13 protein-coding genes are annotated in these 17,831 nt (G+C 45.7%); 9 read left to right on the top strand and 4 right to left on the bottom strand.

The window, feature by feature from the left end; translation table 11 throughout:
- Nucleotides 1-95: 95 nt before the first annotated feature.
- Nucleotides 96-749, bottom strand: coding sequence for a DUF2057 family protein (locus tag ACED59_RS04405; protein ID WP_012600757.1), 654 nt, complete (start codon nt 747-749; stop codon nt 96-98).
- 289 nt (nt 750-1,038) lie between these two features.
- Nucleotides 1,039-2,601, bottom strand: a complete 1,563-nt coding sequence (locus ACED59_RS04410; RefSeq protein WP_017098956.1) for an arylsulfatase — start codon at nt 2,599-2,601, stop codon at nt 1,039-1,041.
- A gap of 346 nt (nt 2,602-2,947) precedes the next feature.
- Between ACED59_RS04410 and ACED59_RS04415 the strand changes: the two genes are divergently transcribed.
- The 9 genes from ACED59_RS04415 to ACED59_RS04455 all read left to right on the top strand — a co-directional run bounded on the left by ACED59_RS04415 (nt 2,948) and on the right by ACED59_RS04455 (nt 14,913).
- Complete coding sequence (locus tag ACED59_RS04415) at nt 2,948-4,495, top strand: arylsulfatase (protein WP_029222847.1); 1,548 nt, start codon at nt 2,948-2,950, stop codon at nt 4,493-4,495.
- Between the two features lie 207 nt (nt 4,496-4,702).
- Nucleotides 4,703-7,090 (top strand): tetratricopeptide repeat protein, encoded by a 2,388-nt coding sequence (locus tag ACED59_RS04420; RefSeq protein ID WP_371704926.1) that lies wholly within the window; start codon nt 4,703-4,705, stop codon nt 7,088-7,090.
- 184 nt (nt 7,091-7,274) lie between these two features.
- Nucleotides 7,275-8,258 (top strand): MoxR family ATPase, encoded by a 984-nt coding sequence (locus tag ACED59_RS04425; RefSeq protein WP_012600753.1) that lies wholly within the window; start codon nt 7,275-7,277, stop codon nt 8,256-8,258.
- Nucleotides 8,259-8,270: 12 nt separating this feature from the next.
- Entirely contained in the window at nt 8,271-9,233 is a 963-nt protein-coding gene (locus tag ACED59_RS04430) for a DUF58 domain-containing protein (protein ID WP_017098953.1), read from the top strand.
- Entirely contained in the window at nt 9,234-9,794 is a 561-nt protein-coding gene (locus tag ACED59_RS04435; RefSeq protein ID WP_017098952.1) for a DUF4381 domain-containing protein, read from the top strand.
- Nucleotides 9,787-10,866 carry a VWA domain-containing protein gene (locus tag ACED59_RS04440; RefSeq protein WP_017098951.1) on the top strand — a complete coding sequence of 360 codons (1,080 nt, stop codon included), beginning with the start codon at nt 9,787-9,789 and terminating at the stop codon, nt 10,864-10,866. The genes ACED59_RS04435 and ACED59_RS04440 overlap by 8 nt, the downstream gene beginning before the upstream one ends.
- Complete coding sequence (locus ACED59_RS04445) at nt 10,859-12,565, top strand: VWA domain-containing protein (protein ID WP_017098950.1); 1,707 nt, start codon at nt 10,859-10,861, stop codon at nt 12,563-12,565. The genes ACED59_RS04440 and ACED59_RS04445 overlap by 8 nt, the downstream gene beginning before the upstream one ends.
- Nucleotides 12,562-13,929, top strand: coding sequence for a BatD family protein (locus ACED59_RS04450; RefSeq protein ID WP_017098949.1), 1,368 nt, complete (start codon nt 12,562-12,564; stop codon nt 13,927-13,929). The genes ACED59_RS04445 and ACED59_RS04450 overlap by 4 nt, the downstream gene beginning before the upstream one ends.
- A 78-nt stretch (nt 13,930-14,007) precedes the next feature.
- A complete protein-coding gene (locus tag ACED59_RS04455; RefSeq protein ID WP_012600747.1) occupies nt 14,008-14,913 on the top strand; it encodes a LysR family transcriptional regulator in 906 nt (301 codons plus the stop codon).
- 204 nt (nt 14,914-15,117) lie between these two features.
- Here ACED59_RS04455 and ACED59_RS04460 read toward each other — a convergent pair whose 3' ends face one another.
- Complete coding sequence (locus ACED59_RS04460) at nt 15,118-16,800, bottom strand: alkaline phosphatase family protein (RefSeq protein ID WP_017098948.1); 1,683 nt, start codon at nt 16,798-16,800, stop codon at nt 15,118-15,120.
- Nucleotides 16,801-16,980: 180 nt separating this feature from the next.
- Nucleotides 16,981-17,769, bottom strand: a complete 789-nt coding sequence (locus ACED59_RS04465) for an SUMF1/EgtB/PvdO family nonheme iron enzyme (protein ID WP_017098947.1) — start codon at nt 17,767-17,769, stop codon at nt 16,981-16,983.
- Between the last annotated feature and the right edge of the window lie 62 nt (nt 17,770-17,831).

The raw sequence follows: 17,831 nt of genomic DNA on the forward strand, positions 1-17,831 counted from the left end.
TATAACGTCCTATTTAGATGAAATCAAAGAAGCTGGCAGTGTGCCAGCTTCTTTGGTTTGAACGAGATATTTTATAGACTTGTTCGTAATCGAATCTACTTGTTCACGTAATCTTTGAATTTCTGCTTCGTTTCAGCATCGGCTTTTTCGTACCAAAAATACAACATTTCTTCAGCTGTGTTAGCCGCATTTCCATCAATTTTTGCTGGAAGTGTTACAGGTTGAACAACCGCCGCTGTTGCGCCTGCTGTTGTACCTATAGCTAGTGCAGCAATGCCGCCTTGCTGGTTGTATTCTTTTGCTTCTTGAGGGTATTTACGTCCAATTTGCATACCGTCTTTAACTAGCTTGTCTTGCTTAACGCTGATTTCATTCTGGTTCTCGTCAACAAGGCTCCACTCTAAGTTTTTAAACCCAGATTTTGCTTCTGCTGTGTTGCGGTATTTTGGCAGGTCGAAAGTCAGTGTGGTATCAGTCGCATCGAATGTTGCGATAACAGCGTCGCTGTCTACGAATTCACGATCGTTACCTTTATCAAATGCAAGTTGATATTGGAATACGATTTGGTTTTGGCCATCTGGTAACGTCAGTGTTTTATGAGAAGAGAATAAGCCGCCGTCTAAGTCAGGCTTAGCTTCGTTAACCGCTAGAATATCAACACTGGATGGAACTTGGATTTCAACGTCAGCTAATACTGAAGGTGCAGCAACGATAGCTGAGAGTAGGGCAATGCTTTGGATTGTCTTCATAATCATACAGTTGTTAGGGTGAGTTAAAATACAATCGCACGCATATCTCTGTATTTCAAGTGATGTCCGTGGGATTTGAAAAAATTTGCGTAATCTTAACGTAACGGTCATAAACGAGGCGAGCTACAAGGCTATGCGAGTAAATGTATGCGGATAACCTTGTTCGTCACTCGTTTGTTAAAGGCTTATGTGGGACAGTTTTCATTGTTGATATACTGAAAAGCCGTGATAGCGCTTGAGCTATCACGGCTTGGTTTCACTTTCCTAGGGTTGGTTAAGCTTTAGCTAATTATTTAGCTTGCGCTGCTGCCGCTTCTAGTTGCTTAAGTTTACCTTGAAGCATGTAAGCATTCTGGTTGAAGTTACCAGGGTTCAACACTTGGCTTTGCTGCATAGGGTAGTCAGGTAGCGTGTTCATGAACTCTTGTACTTTGCCGCCTACAGGTACGAATAGCCACATGTTGTCTGCCATCCAACGTAGGTACATGCCCGATTCGTGTGGTGCTTTTTCGAATGGATCAGCACGTAGGTGAACGACTTGAGGCCAGTTTGGTTGGAAACGCACGGCATCAACAATGTTACCGTCCATAACAGCGAATGAAATCTTGAAGTCATTCCAACGTACCGCATTTAGTTCAGCGTTAGCAGAGAAGTAAAGCATGCTGTCACGAGGGCCTTTCTCTTCTTTACCTTGGAAGTAAGGTAGGAAGTTGTAACCATCTAGGTGTACACGCCAGTTTTTACCGTTGTAAGTCGCACCTTTGTCAGAAGCCAGTTTATCAACCACTTTATCATCACCAGCGGCTGCTAGTAGAGTCGGGATCCAGTCTTGGTGACCCATGATGTCGTTGATCTTAGTTCCCGGCTTGATAGTACCAGGCCAGCGAACTAACTGAGGAACACGCATACCGCCTTCGTAAGTTGTACCTTTCTCCCCGTGGAAGTAAGTAGCACCGCCATCAGGCCAAGAAACTGTCTCTGCACCGTTATCGGTAGAGTAGATGACGATAGTGTTGTCTGCGATCTTAAGCTCATCAAGTTTGTCTAGGAGGATACCCACTTGGTCATCGTGCTCTAACATGCCATCTGCGTAGATGCTGATACCCGACGCGCCTTGGTATTTCTCTTGTAGACGAGTCCAAACGTGCATGCGAGTCGTGTTGTGCCAGATGAAGAATGGTTTGTCAGCTTTCACCGCTTTTTCCATGAATGCTAAAGATTCTTCTAGGAACTCTTCATCCGCATGCTCCATACGCTTACGCGTCATAGGGCCTGTATCTTCAATCTTACCGTCAGAAGTCGACTTGATTACACCACGAGGGCCAAAGTTCTTACGGAACTCAGGATCTTTAGGGTAGTAGTATGTCTCTGGCTCTTCTTCCGCATTTAGGTGATAAAGGTTACCAAAGAACTGGTCGAAACCGTGGTTCGTTGGAAGATGCTTATCTTGGTCACCCATGTGGTTTTTACCGAACTGAGCTGTCATGTAGCCCTGTTCTTTAAGAAGGTCTGCGATAGTTGGAGCCCAATCAGGGATACCATGGTCAGAGCCCGGCATACCGATAGTCAGTAGACCTGTACGGAAAGGTTCTTGGCCGGTTAGGAATGCAGCACGGCCAGCAGTACACGATTGTTGACCGTAGTGGTCAGTAAATAGTGCGCCTTCGTTAGCAATACGGTCGATGTTAGGTGTTTCGTAACCCATCATACCGTTGTTGTATGCACTGATGTTGAATACACCAATGTCATCACCCCAGATAGCAAGAATGTTTGGTTTTTCTGCTGCTATTGCCGCTGAAGAAGCTGCTAATAAGCCAACACCTAATGCTAGTTTATTAATTTTAGTACCCATAAGGACTCCGATTCACTTTTAAGATTAATGCGTTAGAACAACACATCGATGAGCAAATGTTATTCTCAAAATTCCGTTCCGTCCTTTTATAGTGCTTATAACCAATCGTTATGATGTCTAGTTAACTTATTGATTCATATCAGTTCCAGTGTGTTGCCAGAACAGCCCCTTAGTTTGTATGTGTGATCCTTATCATGTTTGTTGCCGTAAACCATATCGATGACTTCTGTATCCATATCTCGATAAAAATGACAAAAATATTAATAGCTTAGGTAATCTCGCGTATGCGCAAAAAATGAACTATACGTTGTAGGGCAGGATGCAAATAACTTACGAAGAGGTTTCTATGACAGCGAAGTATGGCGCTAAACGTCGATTAGCGATTTTGGGTACAGCAATGATGGCCGCGTCTAGCGCCACTTTTGCAGCAGAAAAGCCAAATATATTGGTCATTTGGGGGGACGACATTGGTCAATCCAATGTGAGTGCGTACACATTTGGCTTAATGGGTTACCGCACTCCAAATATTGATAGCATCGCCAAAGAAGGCATGATGTTTACCGATTATTATGCGGAGCAGTCTTGTACCGCAGGTCGCTCAACGTTCATCACGGGTCAAAGTGTTCTTAGAACGGGTTTAAGTAAAGTTGGCCTTCCAGGAGCAGACATTGGTTTGCAAGCGGAGGATGCAACGATTGCAGAAATGCTTAAACCTATGGGGTACATGACAGGTCAATTTGGTAAAAACCACCTTGGCGATAAAGATGAATTCCTTCCAACAGCACACGGGTTTGACGAATTTTTTGGCAACCTTTACCACCTGAATGCTGAAGAAGAACCGGAGAATGAAGATTACCCAACTGACCCAGAGTTCCGTAAGAAATTTGGCCCTCGTGGTGTGATCAAATCATTCGCAGATGGCAAGATTGAAGATACAGGCCCACTAACGCGTAAGCGTATGGAAACGGTCGATGAAGAAACACTAGACGCGGCACTTGATTTCATGGATCGCGCAGTGAAAGCGGACAAACCATTCTTCGTTTGGTGGAACGCAACAAGAATGCACTTTAGAACGCACGTGCAGCCAGATAGCAAAGGTGTAACCGGCATCAGTAATTACGCTGATGGTATGGTTGAGCACGATCGACACGTTGGACAACTATTGAAGCAAGTGGATGAGTTGGGCATCAAAGACAACACCATCGTTTTCTACTCAACGGATAACGGTCCACACATGAACTCTTGGCCTGATGCCGGTACAACGCCGTTCCGTGGTGAGAAAAACACCAACTGGGAAGGCGCATACCGTGTACCAGCAATGGTTCGTTGGCCAGGAAAGATTGAACCGGGCAGTGTTTCAAATGAAATCATGCACCACATGGACTGGATGCCAACCTTCGTTGCAGCTGCTGGTGATGATCAGATCAAAGAGAAACTACTGAAAGGTCATACTGCGGGTGATAAAACGTTTAAAGTTCATCTAGATGGCTACAACTTCCTTCCTTACCTAACCGGTGAAGAAGAGAAAGGTCGTCGTTCGGAGATCTTCTACTTTACCGATGACGGTGACCTTGCGGCACTTCGTTACAACCAATGGAAAGCGGTGTTCATGGAGCAGCGTGCGACGGGTACCATGCAAATTTGGGCAGAACCGTTTGTAACGTTACGTCTTCCTAAGCTGTTTAACCTCCGAATGGACCCATACGAAAACGCAGATATCACATCGAATACGTACTATGACTGGTTGTTAGACCATGCCTATATGTTCGTTCCTGCGCAAGCGTATGTTGGCAAGTTCTTAGAAACCTTTGCTGAATATCCACCACGTCAAAAAGCAGCAAGCTTTAGCTTGGATCAGGTTATGGAAAAACTTCAAGAGAACCATAATAAGTAAGCTTTGGTTTATTGAAACTGATGTTTGATGAAACTGGTAACACGAAAGAGCTCTTCGGAGCTCTTTTTTTATGAGCATATCGATGAGTAGATATCAGTCGTGAATATGAATCACAACTATCGAGCCCACTGCCACTAAATAATTGTAATTTCGTTGTTTTTACGTCTACCTTATTAAGCATAAGGATGTATAAAAACAAGGAATGTTATGTCTGCATGGTTGTGCTCACTAGTGAACGGATTGAAACACCAGCGAGTTGCAGTATTATCCGCAATGTTGTCTTTACCTATGTTGTCGACACTCAGTGTCAATGTGTATGCGAATGAACAAGCTCCGACGACGACTGAAGCTTCGCTTATTGATTCAGAAACCTTAGATGCCAGCTCTACCAAGGCTACGTATGTTGGTTCTGAAGCATGCGTTGACTGTCACAGCGAAGAAGTGGAAGCGTGGCAAGGCTCTCATCATGATATGGCGATGAAACACGCGACTGATGAGTCCGTTTTGGGCGATTTCAACGATCAAACCGTGACTCATAAAGGAAAGCCCAACCGTTTTTTTCGCAAGGGAGAAGAGTTTTGGGTCAACATCGAAGGGCCGGATGGCCAATTCAAAGATTACAAAATCAGCTATACCTTCGCCTTTGAACCTCTACAACAGTACATGGTTGAGTTTGAAGACGGACGCGTACAGTTGATTCCTTTCGCTTGGGACTCTCGCACTGAGGGCGAAGGCGGTCAACGCTGGTTTAACCTCTACCCGGATACCACCAACACTGATGAATTCTACTGGACCAATAGCGGTCAAAACTGGAACTTCATGTGTGCCGATTGCCACTCAACGAACCTAGAGAAAAACTACGACAGCGCGAGTAATACCTATAACACTACTTGGTCTGAGATTAATGTCGGTTGTGAAGCCTGTCATGGCCCTGCAAGCGAGCACGTTGAGCAGGCCCAGTTAGCCAAAGCGAATGGCGAAAAGGATGTTCAAGCCTCCGCGCATTATGGCTTTGATCGCGACTTGTCGAAGTCGGTTAAAGAATGGGTCTACCAAGAGGGCAACTCAACCCTGCAACCAAAAGACATCATCCATACCAACCAAGTTCAAACCTGTGCTCAATGCCACAGCCGACGTACTCAGTTAAATGAAACGGGTGACCACGTGAACGGGTCTTTCTTCGATAAGTATCGCTTGAGCTTGATTACCCCTGAGCTTTACCACAACGACGGTCAAATCTACGATGAAGATTACGTTTACGGATCTTTCTTGCAATCAGTGATGGCTGAAAAAGGCGTCACATGTACTAACTGTCACGATCCACATACTGCAGAACTGAAAATTGCCGAAGAAGCGGTGTGTAGCCAATGTCACATTGCATCAGAGTACACGCCTGAAAAACACACCTTCCACGAGGCGAATACCGAAGCTTCACAATGTACGACTTGTCACATGCCAGAGACGACTTACATGGAGGTCGACCCAAGACGCGACCACAGTTGGCATATCCCGTGTCCTGATATTAGCCAACACATTAAAACGCCGAACGTGTGTACTAGCTGTCATGAAGATCAAACCGACCAGTGGGCAGATAAGCAAATTGGCGAATGGTTCCCAGATTCTAAGTATCGTAACCAACAACATTTTGCTGTTGCCTTTTATGCCGACTCAATAGGGCACAGAGGTGCAGAGGATGCGTTGGCATACTCGGCTCAGGACTCCAGCTTAAGCAATATCATTCGTGCATCGAGCTTAGAACGTTTGGGCGGCAATACGGGTAAGAATACGCTTATCTCGCTAGCAAGAGCGGTGAAACATGATGATGAAATGATCCGTTTGGGCGTTGTGCAAGGCTCGTCTGGTTTCCCATTCACTGACCGTTGGCAGATTCTAGAGCCGCTACTGAAAGACCCTGTATTATCGATTCGTTCAGAAACCGCAGGTGCATTGGTACGTTATTGGGGAGAAATGAATCCTCTGCAGAAAGACCAAATCAAGCCTGCATTGGAAGAGTACATTGAAATACAGCAATTTAATGCCGATAGAGGATTTGGACGTACTAACCTAGGCAACGTTTACCGAGATTTAGGTCAGCACGATAAAGCGATTGAGTTCTATCAAGGCGCTATCGAGATTGAGCCTTACTTCGAAAACAGCTACGCCAACTTGGCGGATTTGTATCGAGCGCAAGGTAACGAAGCAAAAGCGTTGTCGACCTTGAAGCAAGGTATTGAAGCTCAGCCTAAATCTAGTGTTTTGCCATACAGCACAGGGTTATCTCTGCTTCGTGTAAAAGATTACGAACAAGCAACGGAGTACCTTAAACAAGCTGCTGAAACTGCACAAACCGACCCACAATATTGGTATGTGTATGGATTGGCTTTGGAGAAATCGGATGTGCTTGCGGCAAGTCAATCACTGCACAAGGCTTACCAATTTAGCCGTAACCCACAGCCCCTGTATGCCCAGTGTGAAGTGTTGGCGCGAAACAGCCTTATACCGGGCGTACCAAAGGCGTTTGAGCAATGTATTTCATCACTGAGCAAGGTGGCACCGCCAGAGGCCATTAACCAATTGAAAGCTAAGTTTAAATAAAGCGATGAGGTGAGCTTGGCTACCGTGCTTGCTGCTTATTCCGCTTGTAACTAATTGTCGCGCTTATGAGCAATTATCACGTTTATAACTTATCGCGCTGATGAACAATTATCACGTGTATAACTAATAGTTATGGGGCTTGTGAGTAGGATGTACGCAGCCAGATTGAATTAAGGGAAGACCTATGAACCATGCGCAACAAGCAATTAACCAACTGATTGAACAAACAGAGAAAAGTGTTATCGGTCAGAGCCACGTCGTTCGGGCTCTGGTGATAGGGTTATTGACTAATGGGCATGTGCTTTTAGAGGGACTTCCCGGTACAGCGAAAACTCGTTCAGTGAAATCGCTGGCGAACCTACTGAACACCAGTTTTGGTCGAATTCAGTTTACGCCTGACCTGCTGCCATCAGATGTAACCGGTACAGAAGTGTATCAAGAGCTTGATGGAAAGCCTCAGTTGCACTTTCAACCGGGTCCTATTTTCAACAGTATTGTTTTAGCCGATGAAGTGAACCGTGCTCCTGCAAAGGTACAAGCGGCTCTGCTTGAAGCCATGGCGGAAGGAACGATTACGGTGGGTGGTCAAACTCATATCCTACCTGATCTATTCATGGTGCTCGCTACGCAAAACCCAGTTGAGCAAGAAGGTACGTATCCACTGCCTGAAGCACAGATGGACCGTTTCATTATGAAAGTCACGGTCGACTATCCAGAAGATGAAGCTGAACGCGACATCATTCGACTTGTGCGCAGTGAGGAACTCGGTAGCGAGACGAGTTCGGAATTAGTCACTCCAGAGCATATTGAACCTGAGTTGGTACTTGAAGCTCGCCGCCAACTTCCAGATATTGCCGTTTCCGACTTAGTTGAGAACTACATTGTGGCTTTGGTGATGGCGACTCGTAAGCCAGAGCGTTACCCAGAATCAAACCTATCAAAGTGGATTGAGATTGGCTCAAGCCCGCGTGCTTCTATTTCATTGGATAAATGCGCTCGCGCTTATGCGTGGTTGCAAGGGCGTGACCACGTCACGTTGGACGATGTGCGTGCCATGTTGCCGACCGTATTAGGCCACCGATTCTCGTTGTCTTACGATGCATTGGCCGATGGTATTGACCATCAAAGAGTGGTTGAAGAGCTGCTTGATAATGTTGAGATCGGATAACAAGGGGGCGTCATGGCGAAGCCAACACAAGCTCCCAAACCGCAAGGCCTTGATCCACGTTTGTACTGTGATTATTCAAGGTTAGTGCGAATACAGGCTCAAGCTGAGTCGTTTTCTCTGTTGCCTCATCTAAAGGCGGGCAGTGTATTGTCGGGCCGACATAATTCCCTGTTTCGTGGTCGTGGTTTGAATTTTGAGGAGTTACGACACTACCAACTGGGTGATGATATTCGTAACCTCGATTGGAAAGTTACGATGCGAACGGGTAAGCCTCATGTTCGTAGCTATACCAAAGAGAAAGACCGAAATGTAATGATCTGTGTCGATCAGCGCAGTTCGATGTTCTTTGCTTCTCAAAACACCATGAAATCGGTTGTTGCGGCCGAAGTCGCGGCACTGTGTGGATGGCGAGTCCTGAAAGATGGTGACCGTGTTGGCTTTGTTTTAGCTTCTCATCAAAAACTCTTCCACACCAAAGCACAGCGTTCACAGTCTGATTTACTGGCTCAGTTAAAGCACCTTACTAAAGCAAATCAAAGCTTAGGCGTAAGTGTAAGTGACAGCGAAGGAGTCGGGTTCAGCCAATGGATTGAACTGATAAAACGAATGAGATTAAAGCAGTCGACCTTAATTTTTATTAGCGATTGGCGCGACTGCCAAGAGCAACATCTAGACCGACTAAAGCAGTTACAGCAACACAACGACATCTTGGCCATAATGGTCACCGATCCATTGGAACAATCATTACCTCAAGATTTAGCAAGCGCAAATTGGGTGGTGGGTGATGGTCGCTTTCAACTTAATCTCGATAGCCAATCTAAGGTTAACCTCGCAAGTGAAAGCCTTGCTCAAAAGGCTGCACTTCAGAAACAGTCCCTTGCTAAATTGATGGCGATGAAAAACCTCCCTTATATCGAATTAGATACGTCTGGAACTCATATTTCTCAGCTTCAAAAGCTGGTGGGAGGGCGTTAGATGGCCGTTGAACATACGCCTCCAAGTACTTATATCCTTCGCGATCTGCACGACGTCGCCATTCCCGAGAGCGTGAGCTGGATGCCGCAAACTATTGGCTGGAAGATCCTTGGCGTCATTCTGTTATTGGTCGCTGTCTATCTGGCTTATCGTTTAGCGCTAAGGTGGTGGAATAACCGTTATCGCAAAGAAGCGCTTCAAGAACTCATGGTACTGGATGCAAGAGACAAGAACTCAACTGAACGAACCTTTAAAGTCCTCAAAGTGGTACTTCGTTACCTAGACAGCAGCAATGCAAAGCTGTTTGGAAAAGCCTATGTAAACCGTCTGAACGCTTATCTGCCTGTTAGCGCTAACACAAGTGAAAACAGCAATGCGTTCTTTGCCGATGAAGTTTCGGAATTATGGATGCAAAGCCTAATTGACCCTAATGTGCGTCTGAGCTTTGAACAGCGTTTAGAGGTGATTCAAACTGCGATGATGTGGCTAAAGCTTCATAAACCCGATGTACAAACAAAACCGAATGTACAGGTAATGGCTGAGGGGCAAGACAATGTTTGATGTTTTATCTGCCAGCTTTGAATTTGCGCACCCGCTATGGTTTATCGCGCTGCCTTTGCCGTTGTTAGTCTACTTTGCCGTGCCAGCTTACCGAACTAAGCAAATGGCTATTAAGGTGCCATTTTTTCGAGAATTGGTTGAAGCGATTGGCGAAGCACCGTCACAAGGTGCCAGCCAGTTAACACCAAGCTGGTGGCAACGGACCACGCTCATTATTACTTGGGTATTGGTCGTGTGTGCGTTAGCGAAACCAACCATTCTTGGTGAGCCACAAATTCGTGAACAATTGGGTCGTGATGTGATGGTGGTGGTCGATTTATCCGGCTCAATGGCGGAGCAAGATTTTACCTCTCAGCAAGGCGATAAAATCTCTCGCTTAGATGCGACCAAAGAGGTGTTAGCCGATTTCGCGAAAACCAGAAAAGGGGACCGACTCGGTTTGATCTTGTTTGGTGATGCAGCGTTTGTACAAACGCCATTTACCGCCGACCAAGATGTATGGTTTGAACTGCTTAATCAAACCGATGTCGCGATGGCAGGGCAAAGCACGCACTTAGGTGATGCGATTGGTCTTGCGATTAAGGTGTTTGAGCAAAGTGAGAAGCAAAGTGCTGCCGTTCAAGATTCAAGTGTTGATGCCAACGTGAAAGAGAAAGTCGTGATCGTATTAACCGACGGTAATGACACCGGAAGCTTTGTTGAACCTATCGATGCCGCCAAAGTCGCCAAGGCGAAAGGCGTTCGTATTCACGTTATCGCCATGGGTGATCCTCAAACCGTGGGAGAAGTGGCGTTGGATATGGAAACCATCAAACGAGTAGCGCAAGAATCCGGTGGTGAAGCCTTTGAGGCACTTAACCGCGACGAACTTACCAAAGCCTACGCTCAGATTGGTGAGCTAGAACCACAATTATATGAAAGTATCACTTATCGCCCTAAACAGGGGCTGCACCATTACTTAATGGCGATTGTTGTTGTGATGTATCTGACTGCCTTTAGTCTGGCGACTTTACGTAGAAGGTCGCTTTTGGCTTCTAAAACTAAAAAATTGAAAGGAGAGGATGATGCCTGATTCTCTCACTCTGCAACAGTTCTTTACCCAGTTTCATTTTATCCGACCTTTGTGGTTGTTGGCCTTTATTCCGATGTTCTTCCTGTTATGGGTTCGTTGGAGAGAAGAGACCAAACCAACGTGGAAAGACATTCTACCTGCACACTTACGTGATGCATTGACCATTGGTGAAACAGGCTGGCGTAGGCAGCTGCCATTGAAGCTATTGGTGGTGATTGTAACTATCGCCATCATTATCTGTTCTGGCCCAACATGGCAACGTGAAGCTTCACCTTTTGGGGAAGACAAAGCTTCGATGTTGGTTGTACTCGATAATAGTGAATCTATGCTCGCTAAAGATTTGCCTCCAAGTCGCTTGGAACGATCTAAGCAGAAAATTAGAGACTTATTGGCAGCTCGCAAGGGCGGTAACACAGGTTTGGTTGTGTATGCGGGCAGTGCCCACGTTGCGATGCCTGTGACTCAAGACAGCAAGGTATTCGAACCGTTTCTTGCGGCTATCACACCTGACATCATGCCGGTATCAGGTAAGTCAGCAGAAGAAGCGCTGCCACTCATAAATCAACAATTGTCTGGCGAGTTAGGTTCGTCAGTGTTGTTGGTATCGGATGGTGTAAATCCAAGTACCATCAGAGCGTTCGAGAGCTTCTTTAACGACAATCCGTATCAGTTGCTCATTCTAGCCGCAGGAAACAGTAATGTGGTGAGCGATAACCCTGTCGACCTAGATTCACTGCGTAACTTAGCGAGTAAGACAGGTGGACGACTGATCGAAGTGACCGTGGATGATTCGGATATCCAACAGCTCAACAACGCGGTTGAAAGAAACATGCAGCTCAACGGCGAATCTTCAATGCCTTGGAAAGACATGGGCTATGGACTGCTCATTCCAATGGCGATCATTATGTTGTTGTGGTTCAGAAAAGGGTGGTTGGTTCAGTGGTGTGTTGTTGGTTTGATGATCACAAGCAGCATCTATTCACCAGACACTTTGGCGAAAACAGTCAATTTAACCGCTGAGAAACCCGTTGTGGTGGAGTCGGTTACGGTTTGGGATAAAACAGTCCAATGGTGGTGGGATTTATGGTTAACGCCCGACCAGCAAGGTCAACGCCTGTTGAACCAGAAGGAATACCTTGAAGCGGCAAAACATTTTACTGACCCAATGAGAAAAGGCGCGGCTTACTACTATGCTCGCGATTTTAAGTTAGCTCACAGTGCCTTTTTACAAACCAAAACAGATCTTGGTTTGTATAACGCCGCGAGTGCTTTAGCTCGACAACGTGAATACCTTGCTGCGCGAGACCTTTTGAAGTCATTAAGCGAGAAAGAGGGTCTGTCACCAGAACTAAGAACGGATGTGGAGAACAATCTTGCTGTGCTTAGTGGGATTGTCGAAGAGGTTAACCGAACCAGTGAAAGTCAGTCCGGGACCACAGATGGCCCTGAAGAGTCTTTAGAACTCGAAGACGATCAGCCGCGAACGGGTGATGGCGCTGAAGAAGAAACGGTAGCGGAATTGATGCTCAAGGAAACGCTTAATGCCAATGAAATTTTGGGTAGCCAAGAGCTTGCCGATAAGTGGTTAAAACGAGTCGAAGCGGACCCTAAGTTCTTCTTAAAGTCCAAGTTCCAAATTCAATTAAGAGACCCTGCACCTTCCATCGAACAAGCGTCAAAACAGGAGCAAACCCAATGAGTCGATATCATTTAGCTCTTGAAGCCATTCAATCAAAGAGAGTGCGATTCAGAACCCATAAGTGGTTACTGTCGATGACTCTTATATTGAGTTGGTTTTCTCCTTTTGTTGCTTCTGCTGCCGATATCTTCGATCTCCAAAAAAGTGGTGACGTTGAGCTTATCGCTTGGGTAGGGGAAAAGCCAAAGTCAGGCGATAAGATAACGCCGACTAAAGTGAGCGTTAATGAGCAGGTAATTCTGAATATTGAGGTGGCGACGCCGCGTTGGTTAACGGGAGGGACTCGAATCGGCAGTATCGAAATCCCTAACGTGATCGCTAAGCAACGTAACCAACTCGCGACTAATTACACGGAACGGGTCAATGGCACTACATGGTCGCGTCAACGTTGGGAAGTGACGCTTTATCCGATGACTTCTGGCAAGTTTGTGATTCCAACCGTACCGGTTCGTATTCAAGTGTCAGCTCCTGATGGGTCAAACGTTGGTGGCACGCTTTATACGCAGCCGATTAAGTTTGAAGCCTCATTACCGTCTGGTTTGTTAAGCGATGAATCGCCTTGGTTTTCAGCGACAGACGTGGATGTTGAGCAGCAATGGCAACGTTCGAGCGAAGACTTAAAAGTGGGTGATGCGGTTACTCGAACCGTGACGATCAAAGCGAAAGACAGTTTGTCGGTGTTACTTCCCAATGTGTTGACCAATGAATCGACACAGCAATATCAAGCTTACCCGCAACCTAATCGTTTAGATGACACACAAGAACGTGGTGACTACCGTTCCAGTAGAATTGAAGAGACGGTTTATGTGATTCAGCAAGGTGGTGAATTTACCTTACCGGAGTTCACATTCCAGTGGTGGGACAGCAAAAATCAGCGTCTTGAGAGCGTGGTAATAAAAGGCGAAGTGTTTGAAGCAAAACACACATTCCAATTCTTCATCAAAGCTTACATGTCGGTCTTTATAAGCGTTGGTTTGGCAGTGGTCTTATGTGGCATGTTATTCGTTGCGGCGAAGCGCTATTACAAAAATCGACCAACACCAAGTTGGTTGGTATTGCGTCGTTTGCTTAAGCAAAATAATTGGCCCGCATTGAGAACCTTTATCTATCGTCAATTACGAAACGAAACCTCTCAGCTAGAACTGAATAAAGCGCAACTTGGTAAATTGAATGGACAGGAACGTTGGATAGAAGACAGTGAATCCCTCCAACAAGGGCGAGAAGACAAAAACGTATTTACTCGTTTGTGGAGAGGGTTACGTAACTTACCCAATGACACATCAAACTCAAGCAATTCTCGTTCAATTTTCGACCGCTTGAAAATCCCTAAAGCCTTGCCAGACTTAAAAGATAGAACTAAGTAGCAAACTTTAGTCATTCGCATCGAACAAAATCGGCAGGCTCTCTACTATAGGGAACCTGCTTCTTTAATATGGAACTGTATGAAAAGCACCGAACTCAATTTAATTCCTATATTTGTTGCTATCTATGAAGAGCAGAACTTATCTAGGGCTGCTAATCGCATGGATATAAGCCAACCTGCTGTGAGCAAAGCGCTTGCACGGTTGCGAGATATCTATGACGAGCCACTGTTTCACCGCACCACATCAGGCGTAGAGCCAACCACATTCGCTATTGATATCTATCCGGCAATGGCCGCTGCGCTTAAAAATTTTACGTCTACCTTATCTGCATCAAGAGATTTCGACCCCAAAACTTCAGGGCGCGTGTATTCAATTGCCTGCGTCTCGGCGGCAAGCTACGAAATGATGCCAAGAGTGATGCAGTTAATCAGTCAAGTTGCACCTGGTATCGCATTAGAAGTTCACCCTCTATTTACGGAAGATTACGAGTCTGATTTAAGGCTTCAAAGACACGATGTTATTATCGATATGACACCTAAAGGAAGAACCATGCTCAAGCATGAGGTGATTTCTAAAGAGGAACTGGTGGTGGTGTGCCGTAAGGACCATCCTACAATTGGTGATACGATCGATATGGAGCAGTTCCTATCAGTTGAGCATGTGGTTGTATCTCGTTGGCATGCACGTAAAAGCTTATTGAGTTCTGAACACTACAGTGACCTTGAAAAGCGCAGAATAGTCTATCGTGCTGCGGGTGTTGTTGAGATGCTGCCAGTTATTGAGGGCTCTGATTACATCGGAGTGTTACCTATGTCATCGGTGCGTTGTTTTTCTGAAAAGTACGCGGTTAAAACACTACCACTGCCATTCGAATTGGAAGACCTAGATATGTGTATGATTTGGCACCCGAGTCGCACTAATGAACCTAGCCACAAGTGGTTACGAGCTAAGATCAAAGCGGCAGCAAAAGACATATCAAGTTAGCCTCTAAAGGGGAATTAATGGAAAATGTTTGTGCTAATAGCCGTTATTCCCAGCACTAACATACGTTGATTGGATTTCGACCTAACTACAGGCAATCAAAAAGAGCCGCTTATCTGTTTTGACTAAATCAGTCTGAATTGATAAGTGGCTCTTTTACTTGGTGTGGGTTTCGACATTAAAACTAAGAAACCTTAATGACGTCTATTATTCGGTAATTTCTTGCAGAACTTTTCCAATTGAACCACTTGGTTGAGTGATACCCAGTTTATTCGAAAGCGTTGGTGCAATGTCGTATGGCGTGATTGCACGCGAGATTTTCTGAGCTTCAACGTCGTAGCCTGCGAAGATGACAGGGACATGTGTATCGTACTTCCATGGCGAGCCATGAGTCGAGGCGATTTGAAGGCCTTCCATGTCGTTAATGTAGCTACGTGGAGCAAATACCACATACACATCGCCAGAACGAGCAGGGTGGTAGTTGTTTTTAATTAGCTGCATCACATGCGTATCCGGTACTCGGTTAGCCGCAATGTCACTACTTGATACAGCAAACGCAACACCTTTCACTTTTGCAATCTCATCAGCAATGGCTTCTTGTACCTTAGCTAGATCAAGCTTCTTCTCAGCGATCAGATCATGATTCAGATAGATATAAGGTTGTGCGTACAAGCGAATCGCGTCTTTGGTTAAACCAAATTCATCCTTCAACCGTTTCTCAACACCACTCGAGAGTAGTGTGTCTTTATTGAAGTATTGAGCTTGATTGAAGCCAAGCGCATTTGCCGCAGGTGAAGATTCAGGTACACCGTGGTCGGCAGACAGCACAATCAATGTGTTTTCTAGCCCGACTTGGTTATCCACGGTTTTGAAAAGCTTAGCGAGAGTTTTATCAAGTCGGATAAGGTTGTCTTCTGTTTCTAGGCTTTCAGGGCCGTAAAGGTGCACCACGTAGTCGTTTGAAGAGAAACTCACTGACAGATAATCAGTCACGTCGCCTTGACCAAGCTTCTCTTGCATCAACAAGGTGCTAGCGAAGTTTTCCGTGATCTCGTCACCAGCAGGGCTCACGGTTAGGGTGGTGCTGTAGTACTTGTAACTTGCCGGGCCGTATGGGTGAGGGAAGGTGCGTTGGAAATCACCGAGTTTCACTTTGTGTTCGGTATCGTGCTCTTGCAGCGTGTAGTTTTCACGTGGTAATGAGAGCTCCCATTTCTGTTTCGAGTACTCTGCAGCAATCGCTTTCTCGTTCCAACGTGATACCCAATCTGGATACTCGTCGTAGTAATAGTTGCTGGTGACAAACTCAGATTGCGCTTTGGAGAACCAGAAGGCTTTACCACTGTGTCCCGCCAATGAGATTGCGCCGCGGTCTTTCACGGATACACCGAACACTTTTGATTTGCCACTATTGGAAATTGTCAGCTCGTCACCAAACGTGGTGGCAAGTATAGGCTCTGGAGATCGCCCATCACCTTGTGCTGTCTTCTGAGTTGGGTCGATCTCAGTTGCTTTATCGACACCCGCACCAGAGGTCAACATTTTGTAGTTACCGTCTTCTACGTTATACACCAAACGTTCTTCGCTACGGTCATACCAAACGTTACCTACCATGCCGTGTACGCTCGGTGAAGCGCCGGTTGCAAGCGACACATGGCCCACGATCGTTTCCGTGTTGCCATGTTGATAGTTCGCGTTGGTGTAGTAAGTACCGTCATCCATTAAGTACCGGAAACCACCTTCACCGAAGTTGTGCTTATATCGTTCGATAAGATCTGCGCGCAGGCCATCTACCGTGATTTGAAGGACTAGATTTGGCTTCTCTGCTGCTGAGACAGGGAAGGCACAGAGTAACGCGAGTGTAAGTCCTGAAAGCTTGGTGTATTGCATAGAAGTTCCTTATTCAGCGTTGCCGCAGAGTTCTAACGTTTTGGTCAGATTTCTAACGTGTGTCAAATTTCTAATGTGTGTATAGTGCAAGTCGTATTTTAGTATCGCTTGTGAAGGTTGTTGATTCATAACCGTTGGCACCTTTAGTTAGTTCATTCTTTAACTAGCTCACAGCTTTAGCTAGTTCGTATCCTTAACTAAACGCAGGCCCATATCTGACATAGTGATCGATTGGCTTGCGAAGTCGCGACGATAACTTTCAGATTCGTTTTCGTCATAAGCAAAGCTGCCACCGCGAACCGATTTATGTGATAAACCAACGTCGCTGTGTTTTGCGTTGTTAGGATTGTCTGTTGGACCGAATCGGTAGAAGGTGTCATCGAAGGCATCAATCACAAACTCACCCACGTTTCCGGTCATGTCATATAAGCCTAGTTCATTTGGCTTCTTTAGCCCGACTGGATGTGCGCTATTTTTAGAATTTGCTGAGTACCACGCAACATCATCTAAGTTATTGGAACCACTGTAAGTATAGCCTTTGCTCTTGTTGCCACCTTTCGCTGCAAATTCCCATTCAGCTTCAGTCGGCAGACGGTATTCTTCACCTGTAAGTTCGTTCAATTGTTCAACGAAGTAGTTCGCCTGTTGCCAACTTAAGTTATTGACCGGAACTTGTGGGTTTTGGAAATAACTGAGAGATGAACCCATCACCGATTCGAACAATTCTTGAGTCACCTCAAACTTCGCAATATAGAAACTATCTACAGTTACATTACGTGCAGGACGCTCTGCTTTGGTCGCTTCTGGATCGTTCGACCCCATGGTGAATGTGCCGCCTTCAACCAACACCATCTCTTGGTCAATTTGTTGGGCGATGGGGTGTGTAGGCACGCTCGCACAGCCGCTTAGGAAAATAGTCATGGTGACGCTGCTGATCGCCGCTATTTGTTTGTAATTAAAAAATTTCATCACGTGCCTCGAATGTTCGAAATAGAGGGCAATTTTAACGTTTAAGGTCATTCCTATTGGTT

The organism is Vibrio sp. FF266 (genome assembly GCF_041439695.1).
In the GTDB taxonomy this organism is placed as follows: domain Bacteria; phylum Pseudomonadota; class Gammaproteobacteria; order Enterobacterales; family Vibrionaceae; genus Vibrio; species Vibrio tasmaniensis_A.

Coding starts and splice junctions, on each gene's coding strand:
- ACED59_RS04405 (WP_012600757.1), bottom strand. CDS start 749: ATGAAGACAATCCAAAGCATTGCCCTACTCTCAGCTATCGTTGCTGCA.
- ACED59_RS04410 (WP_017098956.1), bottom strand. CDS start 2,601: ATGGGTACTAAAATTAATAAACTAGCATTAGGTGTTGGCTTATTAGCA.
- ACED59_RS04415 (WP_029222847.1), top strand. CDS start 2,948: ATGACAGCGAAGTATGGCGCTAAACGTCGATTAGCGATTTTGGGTACA.
- ACED59_RS04420 (WP_371704926.1), top strand. CDS start 4,703: ATGTCTGCATGGTTGTGCTCACTAGTGAACGGATTGAAACACCAGCGA.
- ACED59_RS04425 (WP_012600753.1), top strand. CDS start 7,275: ATGAACCATGCGCAACAAGCAATTAACCAACTGATTGAACAAACAGAG.
- ACED59_RS04430 (WP_017098953.1), top strand. CDS start 8,271: ATGGCGAAGCCAACACAAGCTCCCAAACCGCAAGGCCTTGATCCACGT.
- ACED59_RS04435 (WP_017098952.1), top strand. CDS start 9,234: ATGGCCGTTGAACATACGCCTCCAAGTACTTATATCCTTCGCGATCTG.
- ACED59_RS04440 (WP_017098951.1), top strand. CDS start 9,787: ATGTTTGATGTTTTATCTGCCAGCTTTGAATTTGCGCACCCGCTATGG.
- ACED59_RS04445 (WP_017098950.1), top strand. CDS start 10,859: ATGCCTGATTCTCTCACTCTGCAACAGTTCTTTACCCAGTTTCATTTT.
- ACED59_RS04450 (WP_017098949.1), top strand. CDS start 12,562: ATGAGTCGATATCATTTAGCTCTTGAAGCCATTCAATCAAAGAGAGTG.
- ACED59_RS04455 (WP_012600747.1), top strand. CDS start 14,008: ATGAAAAGCACCGAACTCAATTTAATTCCTATATTTGTTGCTATCTAT.
- ACED59_RS04460 (WP_017098948.1), bottom strand. CDS start 16,800: ATGCAATACACCAAGCTTTCAGGACTTACACTCGCGTTACTCTGTGCC.
- ACED59_RS04465 (WP_017098947.1), bottom strand. CDS start 17,769: ATGAAATTTTTTAATTACAAACAAATAGCGGCGATCAGCAGCGTCACC.